General features: G+C 44.3%; 13 protein-coding genes. 7 read left to right on the forward strand and 6 right to left on the reverse strand.

Features of this window, described 5'->3' with window-relative positions; translation table 11 throughout:
* Window position 1 precedes the first annotated feature (1 nt).
* Window positions 2-181: a hypothetical protein gene (locus ACQRBN_RS10140; RefSeq protein WP_427738850.1), complete on the reverse strand. Its 180-nt coding sequence runs from the start codon at window positions 179-181 to the stop codon at window positions 2-4.
* A 206-nt stretch (window positions 182-387) separates the two neighbouring features.
* Here ACQRBN_RS10140 and ACQRBN_RS10145 point away from each other — a divergent pair, with 206 nt between their 5' ends.
* The 4 genes from ACQRBN_RS10145 (at window position 388) to ACQRBN_RS10160 (ending at window position 7262) form a co-directional block, all read left to right on the forward strand.
* Entirely contained in the window at window positions 388-2472 is a 2085-nt protein-coding gene (locus tag ACQRBN_RS10145) for a molybdopterin-containing oxidoreductase family protein (RefSeq protein ID WP_427738851.1), read from the forward strand.
* Window positions 2469-2888 carry a 4Fe-4S dicluster domain-containing protein gene (locus ACQRBN_RS10150; protein WP_427738852.1) on the forward strand — a complete coding sequence of 140 codons (420 nt, stop codon included), beginning with the start codon at window positions 2469-2471 and terminating at the stop codon, window positions 2886-2888. The genes ACQRBN_RS10145 and ACQRBN_RS10150 overlap by 4 nt, the downstream gene beginning before the upstream one ends.
* Before the next feature lie 129 nt (window positions 2889-3017).
* Window positions 3018-4754, forward strand: a complete 1737-nt coding sequence (gene mutY / locus ACQRBN_RS10155; RefSeq protein ID WP_427738853.1) for an A/G-specific adenine glycosylase — start codon at window positions 3018-3020, stop codon at window positions 4752-4754.
* A gap of 1356 nt (window positions 4755-6110) precedes the next feature.
* On the forward strand, window positions 6111-7262 hold the full coding sequence (locus ACQRBN_RS10160) for a double-cubane-cluster-containing anaerobic reductase (RefSeq protein ID WP_427738855.1): 1152 nt from the start codon (window positions 6111-6113) through the stop codon (window positions 7260-7262).
* 171 nt (window positions 7263-7433) lie between these two features.
* Here the strand turns inward: ACQRBN_RS10160 and ACQRBN_RS10165 are convergent, their stop codons facing one another.
* From ACQRBN_RS10165 to ACQRBN_RS10185, 5 genes are all read right to left on the reverse strand, one after another.
* Window positions 7434-7856, reverse strand: a complete 423-nt coding sequence (locus ACQRBN_RS10165) for a bacteriohemerythrin (RefSeq protein WP_427738856.1) — start codon at window positions 7854-7856, stop codon at window positions 7434-7436.
* Between the two features lie 51 nt (window positions 7857-7907).
* A complete protein-coding gene (locus tag ACQRBN_RS10170) occupies window positions 7908-8576 on the reverse strand; it encodes a phosphatase PAP2 family protein (protein WP_427738857.1) in 669 nt (222 codons plus the stop codon).
* 101 nt (window positions 8577-8677) lie between these two features.
* Window positions 8678-9496: a glycerophosphodiester phosphodiesterase gene (locus ACQRBN_RS10175; protein WP_427738858.1), complete on the reverse strand. Its 819-nt coding sequence runs from the start codon at window positions 9494-9496 to the stop codon at window positions 8678-8680.
* Window positions 9497-9546: 50 nt separating this feature from the next.
* Entirely contained in the window at window positions 9547-10470 is a 924-nt protein-coding gene (locus tag ACQRBN_RS10180; protein ID WP_427738859.1) for a diacylglycerol/lipid kinase family protein, read from the reverse strand.
* Window positions 10471-10681: 211 nt separating this feature from the next.
* Window positions 10682-11284: a TetR/AcrR family transcriptional regulator gene (locus ACQRBN_RS10185; protein ID WP_427738860.1), complete on the reverse strand. Its 603-nt coding sequence runs from the start codon at window positions 11282-11284 to the stop codon at window positions 10682-10684.
* A gap of 236 nt (window positions 11285-11520) precedes the next feature.
* On the opposite strand from ACQRBN_RS10185, the gene ACQRBN_RS10190 reads away from it, so the two are divergent.
* The 3 genes from ACQRBN_RS10190 to ACQRBN_RS10200 all read left to right on the forward strand — a co-directional run.
* A complete protein-coding gene (locus ACQRBN_RS10190) occupies window positions 11521-13677 on the forward strand; it encodes a Tex family protein (RefSeq protein ID WP_427738862.1) in 2157 nt (718 codons plus the stop codon).
* 27 nt (window positions 13678-13704) lie between these two features.
* The gene (locus ACQRBN_RS10195; RefSeq protein ID WP_427738864.1) at window positions 13705-14592 is read left to right on the forward strand and encodes a YitT family protein; all 888 of its coding nucleotides are present in this window, start codon (window positions 13705-13707) and stop codon (window positions 14590-14592) included.
* Window positions 14593-15143: 551 nt separating this feature from the next.
* Window positions 15144-15594, forward strand: a 451-nt coding sequence (locus ACQRBN_RS10200; protein ID WP_427738865.1) for a MarR family winged helix-turn-helix transcriptional regulator, incomplete at its 3' end; no start/stop codon positions are given.

Below are 15594 nucleotides of genomic sequence, written 5' to 3' on the forward strand. Positions count from 1 at the left end.
ATTATTTCTCTTTACATACGATATGCTTTTTGCATGATTCCTGGCGTGCAAGAACTACATCCAGCATCTCTCCGAGTGTCTTAAGGCTGGATGCGAGAACCTCTAGTTCATCTTCGGTGAGGCATTCGGATAATTTACAGGCAATTGTCGAAAGAAGATAGAGATCAGAGCAGTTTTTCATGGGTGTCACCTCAAAAGATTTTAATATATCATATGGCAAAATGATGATAATGTGATAATATATGATACGTAATTAATTGAAGGTGAACTGGCAGAGCCATTGACATTCAAGCGGTATCCGAAGTCGGATATGTATCTTATTACATTGCGTAACAGGGTGAATCGTGAGATTGCGAAATATGCAGCGAAAAAGAAAGGAAAATAAGTATGGGCGATACGAAGATTGTGAAGACGACATGTTCTACTTGTGGTTCGTGTTGTGAAGTGGATGCCTATGTGCGGGACGGAAAACTGATGTCGGTAGAAGGGGCACGTAACACTCCCCTGCAGTCAGGAGGGATGTGTGCGAAGGGAGTAGCAGCGACACAGTATGTATACAACAAAGAGCGTATTCAGTATCCGATGAAACGTGTTGGAAAGAAAGGAGAAGGTAGATTCGAGCGCATCTCATGGGATGAGGCATATGAGATGATTGCAGAGAATCTGCTTCGGATTCGTAAGGAATATGGTGCAAGATCCGCAGTGTTCTATGCCGGATATCCGAAATGGTATCGTCCGGCGCTTCTGCGTCTGGCAAATGCCTACGGTTCGCCGAATTTCTGTACGGAATCCAGTACTTGTTTCCAGGCAGCAGCCCTCGCATGGCGCTCGTTGTATGGCAATGGAATCTGCGGACCGGATATGAAGAATGCCAGGACACTCCTTATATGGAGTTCGAATCTGTATCATTCCAATACACCTATGAGTGGAATGTATCAGGGGCTGAAGAAGCGAGGCGTTAAGATTATTGATGTGGATCCAAGGCATACGGTGACTGCCCATGATGCGGATATCCATCTGCAATTGATTCCGGGAACGGATGGTGCGTTGGCATTGTCCATGGCACAGGTCATTATAGAGGAAGATCTGTATGATAAAGAGTTTGTTGGGCAATACGTCTATGGATTCGAGGAATATAAAGAATATGTGCAGAAGTTCGTGCCGGAGGAGGCAGAGAAGATAACAGGTGTTCCGGCAGAACAGATACGGCTGGCAGCGAGGACTTATGCGGGAAATGGTCCGGCAAGTGTAATGTTCTCGGCATCTCCGATTGTACATCACATCAATGGAGTGCAGAATTACCGGGCGGTATTCTCGCTGATCGCACTTACAGGAAACTATGATGTGGAAGGCGGCAACCGGACGCAGCCGGGACCATTTTCTCCGGCAAATGAATTCGGCAAAGTAAGGCGATATGATGGAGAAGAAGCTATTGGGCAAAAAGACTTCCCGGTATGGTTTGATCTGTCATGTGATGAGGCGCAGTGTACGAAGATTGCAGATTACATATTGGAAGAAGAACCATATCCGATCAAAGCGATGTTTGCAATGGGACTGAACCATCGTATGTGGCCGAAACCGGGACATCTCTTAGATGCTTTAGAGAAACTGGATTTTTACGTAAATGTGGAACTCTTTATGTCAGACTCTTCCAAGGCGGCAGACCTGGTATTGCCGGCATGCACATCCTACGAAAGGGAAGAGGTGCATGTAGGAAGGGGCGGCAGATTCTTCTTCTCTAATAAAGCCATAGAGCCGGTGGGAGAAGCGAAGAATGATATTGTGATTATCATGGAAGTCCTCAAGAGAATGAAACAGCGGGATGCGGCGATTAGCGATGAGGTCCTGGAGGGCGGATATGATGCGTACATGCAGCATATCCTGGAGCCATCGGGTCTTACTCTGGAAGTGTTGAAGAACCATTCGGAGGGAATGATGGGTAAGAATCTCTTCTCTCCTGTGGTAAAGACCTATGAGAAGCAGCCATTCAATACCCCATCTGGTAAAGTGGAGATTCGGTCTCTGGTGTTAGAGCGATATGGAGAGAGCCATGGCTATGAGGGGCTTCCGGTGTATCATGATTATCGTACTGAGACGGAGATTGACAGAACAGAATATCCATTCATCTTAAATACCGGCAGCAGAAAACCGCAGTTCTTCCATGCGAGAGTCTATCGAATGTCCTGGCTTGCGAATATAGAGAATGAGCCATTGGTGGATATTCATCCTGAGGATGCGAAGAGGTGTGGCATCGAAGATGGAGACTATGTAAAGGTTGTGTCCCCGGCAGGAGAGATTACTGGTATTGCAATGTATAATGTCATGGGTGAGCCGGGAATTGTGTATATCTATCATGGGAGTTCCAAGGGAGAGGCGAATGAACTGATCGGAAAAGACTACGTTGACCCAATCTCAGGCTTCCCTGGATATAAGGGATATTTCTGCCGTGTTGAGAAAGAGGAGAGAAGATGAAAGTAAGATTTGATAAGGAAAAATGTATAGGATGCTATGCATGTTATGTTGCATGCATTGCGGAACATCATCCACCCGAGGCAGAAAATGCTCCAAGTTACAGAGCCATCAAAGAAGTAAGGGAAGATGGATTCCAGAAGAATATCTGCGAGGGATGTATTCATTGTGGATTGTGTATGAAGAATTGCCCTGCTGGAGCAATCTATAAGGATGAGGAATTCGGACTGATTCTGGTGGATAAGGAGAAATGCATCGGATGCAGGAAGTGTGAGACGGTCTGTCCGAAGAATGTCATCCACTATGATGAAGACGGGAAGATGGAGAAATGCGATGGTTGCATGGAGCGGCTTCGCGAGGGAAGAGAACCGGCTTGCGTGCGGGTGTGCTGCGCAGGGGCGATTTCACAGGGGATTTAACGGAGATACTGGACTTTTGGGATTGTTTATTCAGGGATGTTAAAGTATAATGTATTAGTGAAGTAAGGTTTGAATGGTGGCGGCAGATTTGTCCGGCAAGAATCATGTATAGATTAGGGAGAAGAATAGGTGAGATATAACAACATCAGATCCGGGACGTTCTTAGAACGTCCCAATCGTTTTATTGCATATATAGAACTAGAGGGACAAAAGGAAACAGTACATGTGAAGAATACAGGGCGTTGTGCGGAACTATTGAAGCCGGGGGCGACCGTATATGTGCAGGAATCGGACAATCCTCAGAGAAAAACAAGATGGGATTTAATTGCGGTAGAAAAGGGCGAGCGCATGGTGAACATGGATTCTCAGATACCGAACAAGGTGGTAGAGGAATGGCTTAAGAAGGGCAATCTATTCCAGAATATCACTTGCATACAGCCGGAATACACGTATGGAAGTTCACGTTTTGACCTTTATGTGGAAGCAGAAGGCAGACGGATATTCATTGAGGTAAAGGGTGTTACTTTAGAGGAGAATCGAGTCGTACGTTTCCCAGATGCGCCAAGTGAACGGGCAGTGAAGCATGTGGAGGAACTGCAGGCGGCAGTGGAAGAGGGTTACGAGACTTATGTGTTTTTCGTGATCCAGATGAAGGACGTCCGGTATTTTACGCCGAATATGGATACCCATCCGGCATTTGGGGAGGCGTTAAGAAGTGCAGCCAAGGCTGGGGTACACATTGTGGCATATGATTGTGAAGTAGAAGCAGATCGAATTGAGATTGCAGATGAAGTCCCGGTAGTATTAGAGAATACGATTCTGTATGAAATGGCAGAACCGATTGTGAATTGGTATGGCGGACATAAGAGGGATCTTCCATGGCGCAGGAATCCGGATGCTTACCGTGTGTGGGTGTCAGAGATTATGCTGCAGCAGACGAGAGTGGAGGCAGTGAAGCCATATTATGAACGCTTCTTAAGAGAACTTCCAACCGTGAAGGAACTGGCAGAGGCAGAAGAGGATACGCTTCTGAAATTATGGGAAGGACTGGGGTACTATAATCGTGTGCGGAATATGCAGAAAGCAGCACAGCAAATTATGGTAGACTATCATGGAGAATTCCCTGGCACTTATGAGGAGATACGTTCTCTGAAAGGAATTGGCAATTACACCGCAGGCGCAATTAGCGCATTTGCCTACGGAATACCAAAGCCTGCGGTAGATGGTAACGTATTAAGGGTCATATCCAGGCTGACCGGAAGCCGGGAGGACATTATGAAGCAGAGTGTACGAAACAAGATGGAGGAGGCTCTGGAGCAGGTAATACCGGAAGGAAAAGCCAGTGATTTTAACCAGGGACTGATTGAATTGGGAGCAATTGTATGCGTACCTAATGGCGAACCACGATGTGAAGAATGTCCGGTGGCAGAACTATGCGAAGCGAGAAAACGGGGGACGATATCTGAGATTCCGGTCAAGAGTAAAGGAAAAGCAAGAAAAATAGAAAAAAGAACCATATTCATCTTCAAGGATGGAAAGAAACTTGCGATTCGAAAACGACCATCCAAGGGACTGCTTGCAGGTCTGTATGAATTTCCAAGTGAATTAGGCGAGATGACAATGGATGAAGTGACAGCATACAGCAAGTCTATCGGTCTTATGCCAGTCAGGGTAAAGCGACTTGAGAATGTGAAGCATATATTCAGCCATATCGAATGGCATATGACGGGGTACGAAGTGATAGTTGATGAACTGGAGAAGACGAATAAGAAGGATTTTTTATTCATTCATCCGGAAGAGATAGAGAGGGAGTATCCGATACCATCTGCGTTTGAGAAGTATATGAAATATTCAAGGGGAATTTAGTTCTTGAAGAGTATATGTGGAGTGTACGGCAGAGAGGGGCAGTATGGGCGTTCAGATTCGACTCCAGTCGTCTACAATCCGTAAGTTCAAAAGAGGTCTAAAATCAGGAATCGAATGTAATCGTCGGAGAAAATCTGAAAGATTTTTCCGACTCAGACATTCTTGAATTCTGTGCTTGTGGCACAGAATTCATCCTGATTTCAGACCTCTTTTTCACTAACGGCTTGTACGGCTCTTCTACGGATCTGAACGCCCACACTGCCCCTCTCTGCCTGACATTCTTATGTGTGATTCTTCATGAACGGGGAGGATTCCTGGCGGAAGTGCAATGGGGAACGGGATTGGCAAGAAATGACGGTTGAAATAAGATAAGGTAAGTAAATTAAGACAAGCAAACATGTTGATAGTTAGAACCGCTTGGAACTAGTTGGAATTAGTGGAAACCGGATTGCTGGTGAATGTGTATGAAGTATGTGTATGAGGGATTGCTATCAGCGGCAATCATCTTGGCAGTGTTAGCCCAGATGATTGATGGTTACATACTATGACTCAGGCTTTTTGGTATTAAGGTATGTAATATTGGCGAAAAAAGAGAATTGACATATATTAGATGTGATTACATCCCCTACACTTTCTGTACTCTTAACATACTCCCCGGCAATATCGTTCCATACACATTCTCGCAAGGCTTTCTCCCGTGGGGGATTCCGGTAGAGTGTGTGGAACGGTATCGGTGGGATAACATATTGGAAGTGTAGGGGAAGGAGGAAAACTTCTGTTTACTTCATGAAACACATATTGCTTTACCAATATAATTCCACATACCTCAGTTCAATCCATGGTTAACACCAGTCCACACACTCCCTATCTGTTATTCATCCAACACCGCTCCACGCGCATTCCTGCCGGGAATCCTCCTAGCGGAGAAAACCCTGAGATTCCGGAAATGTCAGGTGAAGCAGAAGAGGATGGCTGGCTCTGAGGCCGTTAAGTAAGTTTTACAAGGCGTTAGCGGGAGAATCCCCGTAGATTGGCATGAGCCTTTGACTTCACGTCAAAGGCGAAAGAGTACCCTGACTGCGAAATCATCAAGATTTCGGAGTCTGTGTACGCGGTTGCCAATCTACGGGGATTCTCCCGCTTACACCTTGTTAACGAAACGTCCCGGTTTCAGAGCCAGCCATCCTCTTCTGCTTCACCGTACACTTTCGAAAATCTACTTTTCTCCACTAAATTCCTAGTTGATAGAAAATATCTATAAAAAGCCCATATTATCAATATTTTCGATTTTTTGACTCTGTCCATAAGTGGTATGATAGTAATAGCATTTTAAGCGAAACGTTAGGAGGAAATGTAATGGAAATTATTAAAGATTTACCAGAGGTATTCGAAGAGTTTGCCGAACAGAGAAAGAACTCTTTCTTAGCTGTAAAACAGTTAAAAGACAAAGGAGTTCCGGTAGTCGGAGCATACTGTACGTATTTTCCACAGGAGATTGCAATGGCGATGGGCGCAGCAACAGTTGGTCTGTGTTCTACATCTGATGAGACTATTCCGGAAGCAGAGAAGGATCTGCCGAAGAACTTATGTCCATTGATTAAGTCCAGTTATGGATTTGCTAAGACGGACAAATGTCCATTCTTCTATTTCTCTGATGTGGTAGTTGGGGAGACTACTTGTGATGGAAAGAAGAAGATGTATGAATATATGTCTGAATTCAAAGATGTATTCATTATGGAGTTGCCGAATACTCAGGGCGAAGAAGCGTTAAAACTGTGGAAGAGTGAGATGATTCGTTTTAAGGAATATCTTGAGAAGAAGTTTAATGTTACGATTACGGAAGATGATATCCGGGAAGCAATCAAGGTGAATAACGCAGGAAGAAGATCTCTTAAGAGACTTTATGAAGTTATGAGAAATGACCCGGCTCCGATTAATGGGCAGGATCTGTTCAAAGTATTGTACGGAAGCGGATTCAAATTCGACAGAAAGATGATTCCGGTAGAAGTTGATGCATTGGTAGAAAAGATTGAGAAAGAATATGCAGAAGGCAAGATGCTGGATAAGAAACCACGTATCCTTATCACCGGATGCCCAATCGGCGGTGCAACTGAAAAGGTAATCAGAGCCGTAGAAGATAATGGTGGTGTTGTAGTTACATATGAGAGCTGCAGCGGTGCAAAATCCATTGACAAGTTAGTTGATGAGGATAACCCGGACGTATACGATGCTCTGGCAAGAAGGTATCTCAATATCGGATGCTCTGTCATGACTCCGAATCCGAATCGTCTGGAACTGTTAGGCAGATTGATTGATGAGTACAAAGTAGACGGTGTTGTAGAGATGACACTGCAAGCCTGTCATACATACAATGTAGAGACTCTGGCAATCCGCCGGTTTGTAAATGAGAAGAAAGGTATTCCATACATCAATGTAGAGACAGATTACTCCCAGGCAGATATTGGTCAGTTGAATACAAGAATTGCAGCATTTATTGAGATGTTATAGGAAAACCATTTTATCGAGATAAAAGATAAGAAGATTACATAGAATGTTCCTAAAAATCATAAGCCCGTGAGAGGAAAAGCATTTTGCTTTGATCTCACGGGCTTAGGGTTTCCATAGCATCTTACAGGAACTGCCAGTGGCAGATTCTGTAGGTTTCAATTCAGATACTAATTACAATCTTTCATTACTTTCGCGCATGAATTTGTATTCAGCCACAGATCTGTCGAATCCTTCGATATGTGTGTAGAACCATTTTACAACGTTCTCCTGAACCTTCTCTACGAAAGCATTGGAAGGTCCTTCCTCTTCTTCAAGCATCTGATCCAGTTCCTGGATTGTCTTTTTGAAAGCCTCATGCTGAGCCTTATGCTGCTCATATCCCGGATACTCAATCTCCTTCTGAAGTTCCTCTTCTGCTGTAAAATGGAAATCTGTATAGTCTGCCAGATAATCCAGTGTCTTAACTGCTACACTTTTTTCGTTGCTTCTTTCGCAACTATCCAGCAATTTATTCATTCTGTCGATCAACTCCTTGTGGTGGGAATCGATCATTTCATTTCCTGTTACAAGATTTTCACTAAACTCTGCGTACATAATTTAAATCCTCCTCATAAAATGTTAATAAATTGCGCTGATGCGCAAGAGTTATATTGGTTGATGGGAAAGTTTTGGTGCTTTCCTTTCCTGGGTAGCATACACGAATGGATATATGATGCATGCCAGTGCAAAAGCAGCGATAACATCCGTCACAGAGTGCTGTTTTAAGAAAACTGTGGATAAGATGATTAAAGCGGCAAGTACATAGGAAGTATATTGAATCTTGCGGTGTTTTTTTAATGCGTCGCTATGCGCGATAGCAATGCAGACGCCGATGGAATTGAACACATGGATACTCGGCAGTACGTTCGTCGGAGTATCGGTTGCATATACATACTTCACAATATCTACGAATATATTATCCCTTGCAAATGTAGTCGGACGCAAGTGCAGTCCATTCGGGAAAACCGTGCATATAATCAGGAAGAGTGTCATCCCGGCGATTAAAAAAGCCGTCAGCCGGTAGAATCCCCATTTGTCTGTAAAGAAAAAGTACAGGACTGTTATGGCAATAAATGCGAACCACAACAGATATGGCACGATAAAATATTCCACAAAAGGAATATAGTTGTCAATTGGTGAATGAATCAGGAAATGACGAACATTCGTCCGTCTCTCCAAATACATGAACCACGGCATATAGATGAATCCGTACAGGAATACCCATGCATGGCTGTATTTCATGGCGATCATTTTGATCCTTTCGATGGCTTTCATATGAATTACCCCTTTTATAAGCCCCATTATTACAGTATATTCTTGCTTCACCACGGATTATAACATGAAAAAAAAGAATCAACAACCGTGTTCACTATTTGTTAATAATTTTCACATGGTTTTTCGAATATCTGCATGTCAAAATGCTTCTTGCCTGTTGCCAGCATATCCGGGGTGCGAAGCGTCCATACGGCGACTGGTACCCGAAAGATATACTGAAGAATCCATACATTAGCAATCGGAAGGTCATTCAGGTTATAGGAAATAAAGTCAGGACGTCCTAAAAAATTGGTCATCAGGTGCTTCACCATGAAGCGGAAGATCCATGCTTCCGTCAGGTCTTCTCCTGTTAAGTTCGAAGAGAGCTGCCCTCTTAATATATGAGGCGCATGAAGCCGAAACCAGCGGATTCCCATGGTATTAAAGGACTGAATTAGATATGGACCCTGATATTCCTTCAGGGCGCGAAACGTTTCTTCGCATATCTGAGTAGAAGAGCCGGGAATCTTGAGTTCGATCAATAACGGGACACGGCCTCTGACAAGAGTCAGCACATCAGTGAACAGCGGTATCGTTTCGGTGGTATCAAGAAGATGGCAGGATTTAAGTTCTTCATAAGTCAGGTCTTCGATCGTATCCGGGCGTCCGCACATCCTCTCAAGCGTATCATCATGGAAGACTACCAATTGTCCGTCTTTGGTAAGGTGAAGATCGATCTCGATTCCGTATCCTCTTGCCAGGGCGGCACGAAAGGACTTAATGGAATTCTCAGGGATTCCCTTTTGGGCGCAGTGATAGCCACGATGGGCGAACATTGTGTGATGGTAGCGGAGCATGTCCCGCTTGCGGGAAAGCCGGGGAAAGATTGTAAATAAATATAATACTATAATTCCGATAACTAAGATAATGAATACAGTCATGATGTAATCCTCCATTGGTAACATCGGGGATAGGTTTTTAAGAATGATATCTACAGGGGAGTTCCGATTATCCGTAATTTTTCCGGTTCCAGGCAGACATTCATGTGTGTCTGGCTGAGGATGGGTTCTCCATCCGCATGGAGGGGAAGCGGCACTTCACTGATGATATCAATCTTTTTGCAAGTATATGTATTGACTCCTTTAAAGCGGGTATGCCAGCCTTTGAAGGCTGTTGGCAGTAAAGATAACGCTTTTAACTTTGGCATATTAGATATTACAATCATATCCAACAGGTCATCCCCGGAATCTGCTTTTGGACAGAACTTGAATCCGCCGCCCTCATATGCCAGGTTCATGGCAGTAGCAAAATAGACTCTGTCGAATACGATCTTGCGCTCATCGTCTAAAAGGAGAGTCATTGATCTTGGGGTCAGCGTAATGATTCTTTTCAAGGCAATTCCTACATAGGTCAGTTTACCGAGTCTGATCTTATTAAGCAATATTTTCAGCCGTGATACCATAACCTCATGGCAGACACCTGCATCAAACCCGATACCGGAACTTACTGCAAAACGTCTTTTGACGTCTTCGTATGAAAGAACGCCAATATTAATAGAAGTATAATTGACAGGAGTCAGAATATTATCCAAAGCCTTCAGCGGGTCTGTAGGCAGCCTCAGGCTTCGCGCAAAATCGTTGCCGGAGCCAGTCGGTATGTACCCCAGGGTTACTTTGGAGAGGCTGGTGATTCCGTTAATTACTTCGTTGATCGTCCCATCTCCGCCAAGTGCGATTATGGTATGCCTCTCAAGGTCGGAAGTGAGTTTCCGGGCAATGCCGGTAGCATGATGCTGGTATTTGGTAAAAAATACCTGATAGCGGACGTTTCTTGCTTTCAATACGGATTCAACGGAATTCCACAAGCGCAATCCCGTACCGGAACGTGAATTAGGGTTAACAATAAATGTATACATACAGATCTCCTTATAGATATTGTCAATAAATAGAAAACTTATATAAAAATAAGTGATTGGAATTATTCGCAAGGTAGTACTATAATACATTTAAAAGATATTATTGTTTAAATGGTTTCACTACCATATTCCCTTCTAGAAAATCCTTTGAGTCCGCTTGCTTGAAGGATTTTTTACTGTCCATTTTTAAGAAAAACCGGACGAAGACTGATTAGAACAGTCCGTCCAGGTAGACTTCCAGTGAGCGTCTCATGTTTCCTTCAAAATCCGCATCTCCGCTTTTCAGGCACCACTCGAATACATTGCCGATTACGATCATGCGGATATCTGTCGTGATCTCCTCCAGGCTAAGAGACGGCCGGATGATATGAGCATCGATTACTTTCTTCAGGTAATTCGATACGGTAATGATCGGGTAAGGTCTCTCTGTCCTGATGAGTGGATTCAAGGACTGGTTCTTTGGCGTATAATAATTGGACATGAATTCTACGCCCAGTTCCTGGCAGTAGTGTACATAGTTCAGATACACATAGATAATTGCCTGCTTGGCTTCGCTGGCATTCGCAGGCATGTCCAGAAGATCGGGATTAATGCTGGGCTGTTCTTCAATATAATAGGACAGAAGATCGTCCTTAGTCTTAAAATGATGATAGAAACTTCCGTTTGATACGCCTGCTTCCTCGCAGATATTCTTAATAGAGAGTTGCTCGTATCCTTTTTTCTGAAGGATGTGTTTGGCGGCACGGAAGATCTTGTCCTTTGTTTCTTTTGATTTCAACTGCTGCTTAGATAATTCTTGTGTTTCCTGATTCATAATTCGATACTCCCCGGGGAGAAGCCCCTTAACTTTTTTACAGAAATATTCATCGAATAATCTCTATGGCGATTATAGCATAAGGGTTCAGAATTTTCAAGAAAACAGAGTGAACTCGGTATTGCGTATAGCGTTGCGGTCTAATGGAAATTCGGCTATAATAGATACCATCGGCTGACAGAAGAGTAATTATGTTAGCAGATATGCAGCAGGCAATATGAGAAAGGGTATATGACATGGATATTAATCAAAAGATTACAGAAGAATTGGGTGTGAAGAGATGGCAGGTAGATGCTGCGGTCAAGTTGATCGATGAGGGTAATACCATACCATTTATTGCAAGATATAGAAAAGAAGCCACAGGAACGCTGGATGATGAACAGCTCCGAAGGCTTCACGAGAGGCTTACTTATCTGCGGAATCTGGAAGAGAAGAAAGAACAGGTATTATCCAGTATCCAGGAGCAGGGTAAACTTAGCGAAGAGTTGAAACGGCAGATCCTTGCGGCGGAGACATTGGTCGTGGTGGAAGACTTGTACCGCCCGTACCGCCCGAAGAGAAGAACGAGGGCGACGATCGCGAAAGAGAAAGGGCTTGAACCGCTGGCAGCAGTGATTACATTGCAGAAATCGAAACAGCCAATTGAAGAAGTGGCGAGGGAGTATATTAACCCGGAGAAGGATGTCAATACTGCAGAAGATGCAATCGCAGGAGCGAAGGACATTATCGCTGAGAGTATCTCTGATGAGGCAGATTATCGTATCTGGATACGAAAGATCACGACTCAGAAGGGAAGACTGATCTCCGCGGCGAAGGATGAGAAAGCGGAGTCCGTCTATGAGATGTATTATGATTTTGAAGAGCCGGTGAACAGGCTGGCGGGACATCGTGTACTTGCACTGAACCGTGGGGAGAAGGAGAAGTTTTTATCTGTTAAAATTGAGGCTCCGGAAGAGGATATTATCCGTTATCTGGAGAAGAAGACGATTCACAGCGATAATCCTTATACCACGCCAATTCTGAAAGAGGCAGTGGAGGACAGTTATAAGCGTTTGATCGCTCCGGCGATAGAACGTGAGATCCGTAATGATCTGACGGAGAAAGCAGAAGATGGGGCCATAGAAGTATTCAAGAAGAATCTGGAGCAGCTTCTGATGCAGCCACCGATCGTCGGACAGACTGTGCTTGGGTGGGACCCGGCGTTCCGTACCGGGTGCAAACTGGCAGTGGTAGACCCAACCGGAAAGGTAATTGGAACTACGGTAATCTATCCGACAGCGCCGACGACTCCACAGAAGATCAAGGCATCAAAAGACTTGTTGAAAAAGATTATTCCAAAATACAACGTTACGCTTATTTCTGTGGGAAATGGAACTGCTTCCCGTGAATCAGAGATGTTCATTGTGGAATTGTTAAAAGAGATTCCGCAGAAGGTACAATATGTGATTGTCAATGAAGCGGGAGCGTCTGTCTATTCTGCAAGCAAACTGGCATCCGAGGAATTCCCGAAGTTCGATGTTGGGCAAAGGAGTGCTACCTCCATTGCAAGACGACTTCAGGACCCGCTGGCAGAGTTGGTTAAGATCGACCCCAAATCTATCGGGGTAGGCCAATACCAGCATGACATGAATCAGAAGAAGTTAAGCGAGGCATTGTCGGGTGTTGTAGAAGATTGTGTGAACAGAGTCGGAGTGGATCTGAATACGGCGTCTGCACCGTTACTGGCATATATCTCAGGTATCTCAGGTACTATTGCAAAAAACATTGTGACTTACCGTGAGGAGAATGGGAAGTTCACGGATCGCAAGCAGCTTCTCAAAGTTGCCAAGTTAGGACCCAAAGCTTATGAACAGTGTGCCGGATTCATGAGAATCCAGGGCGGGGATAATCCGCTGGATGGAACAAGCGTGCACCCGGAATCCTATGAAGCGGCTAAGAAGGTTCTGGCAAAACAGGGATTCTCTGTAGAAGATATCAGCGGAGGAAAACTGGTAGGACTTTCACTGACGATTAAGGATTATAAGAGACTGGCAGAAGAACTTGGAGTAGGCGAGATTACTTTAAGAGATATTGTAAAGGAACTGGAGAAGCCAGCCAGAGATCCGCGTGATGAGATGCCAAAGCCAATCTTAAGGACGGATGTTCTGGAGATGAAAGATCTGACAGAAGGCATGGTGTTAAAAGGAACGGTTAGAAATGTGATCGACTTTGGGGTATTTGTCGATATAGGTGTCCATCAGGATGGTCTGGTACATATCTCTGAGATTACAGATAAGAAATTCATTAAGCATCCGTTGGAAGTTGTAAGCGTGGGGGACATCGTGGATGTGAAAGTGTTGAGTGTGGACCTTAAGAAGAAGCGTATCCAACTTACGATGAAGGGGATATCTTAGCAAATAAAAAGAGAGGTTTTAAAAGAGATGAAGAAAAATTGGAAAAAGACATTGGAGACGATAATTGGGGTTCTGGTGGGGAATGCGGTTTTGGCTTTTACAGTTGGGGCATTTGTAGTGCCTCATGGAATTATTATGGGCGGTGCAACTGGTATTGGTCTTACGATCAGTCATTATCTGCCGATTAATCTGTCGCTGATTATTCTGGTTGTCAATGCAGTTCTCTTTATATTGGGAACGTTCGTGTTGGGGAAGAAGTTCGCATTGACTACGATTATCAGTACATTCGTATATCCGATGTTCCTGTCTATTGTACAGTCGATTCCGGGAATTACGGAATTGACGGATAATATTATGCTTGCCACATTGTATGCAGGCGCTCTTCTGGGGTTGGGCATTGGATTAGTGGTAAGAGTAGGTTCGTCTACTGGGGGAACGGATATTCTTGCGCTTGTATTCAACAAACTGTTCCATGCACCGGTGGCAGTATTGATGTATATCATTGACTTCATTGTACTTGGGTGTCAGGTGTTCTTTTCTGATTCAGAGCAGATATTGTATGGTATTCTTGCATTGGTTGTGACTACAACTGTGATGAATAAGGTAATCCTGATGGGACAGTCTCAGATCCAACTCTTTGTCATTACGGAGAAATATGAAGAAGTGAAAGAAAAGATGTTAAAGGAGATTGACGCCGGAGTAACGCTGGTTCATGTGGAAACCGGATATGGCGGGAAACAGCAGAAGGCAGTGCTGTGTGTAATCCCGAACCGGAAACTGTATTCAGTGAATGAGATGGTACAGGTGATCGATCCGAAGGCATTTATTACGATTTCGCAGATCAATGAGGTGCGAGGGAGAGGATTTACGATGGAGAAGGTTAGGTATGAGGAGGATATCTTGGAGAGGAAGTAGGAGATTGGTAGTGGACGGTGGACGTAAGGCTTTTGCGTGGCCGGAGACCGGAGTCTCAGTTTAAGAATATGTAACAGCAAAAAGGGTGTTTCTTTCGCAACCGGGCTGATTCACTCCGAAGTCTTGATGACTTCGCAGTTCAGCAGCCCTCTCAGATGGAACTTGTGGTTCCATCTTCGTGCGAAAGAAACGCCCTTTTTGCTGCAACATATTCTAAAAACTTAGCCAACGGCCTCCACCCACGCAAAAGCCTTACGCCACCTGACAGTTCCGAATCTCCGGAGATTTCTCTGTGGGAGGATATGTGGGGCGAGTGGCAATGCGGTGGGAGAATGAAATTGGGGTTGACATTTTTTGGGGGTGTGATAGAATATGTTTGATAGCAAACAATTTGATAACAAACAATTTGATAACAAACAGTTTGGTGAGTGAACAGTTTGATAGTGAGCAATTTATGTGCAGAGTGGTTCGGTGTGAAGCGGTTTGATGTGGAGAAATTGGTTGTGAGGGTGTTTTGAATTGGCGATTGGGAAAGAGTGTGGTGTGGTCGTATGAGAAGGAAGGAAGAGCGGATCGGATTCGAGATTCGTATGCTGGATCATATGCTGGCTCGGAATATGCAGGCGCATGTCAGGGCGGCAGGGATTGATGAGATTACGTTGATGCATGGATGGATTATCCGCTATCTGTATGCAAATCGGGATCGGGATGTGTTTCAGAAGGATATTGAGAAGGATTTTTCTGTGGGGAGGTCTACGGTTACGAATGTGATCAAACTTATGGAGAAGAAAGGATTCATACGTAGAGAATCGGTGGAACATGATGCGAGACTTAAGAAAGTGATTCTGACCGAGAAGGGTATCCTGAGCCATGAGACGATGGAACATATGATTGATAATATGGATGCCAGTCTTATGGAGGGGATTGAGGATGAAGAGTTGGAGGTGTTCCATTCTGTAATCCGAAAGTTAAAGGAGAATCTAAAGAAGGATGGGATATGTG

The sequence above is a fragment of the Bariatricus sp. SGI.154 genome (assembly GCF_050313795.1).
In the GTDB taxonomy this organism is placed as follows: Bacteria; Bacillota; Clostridia; order Lachnospirales; family Lachnospiraceae; genus CAMBRQ01.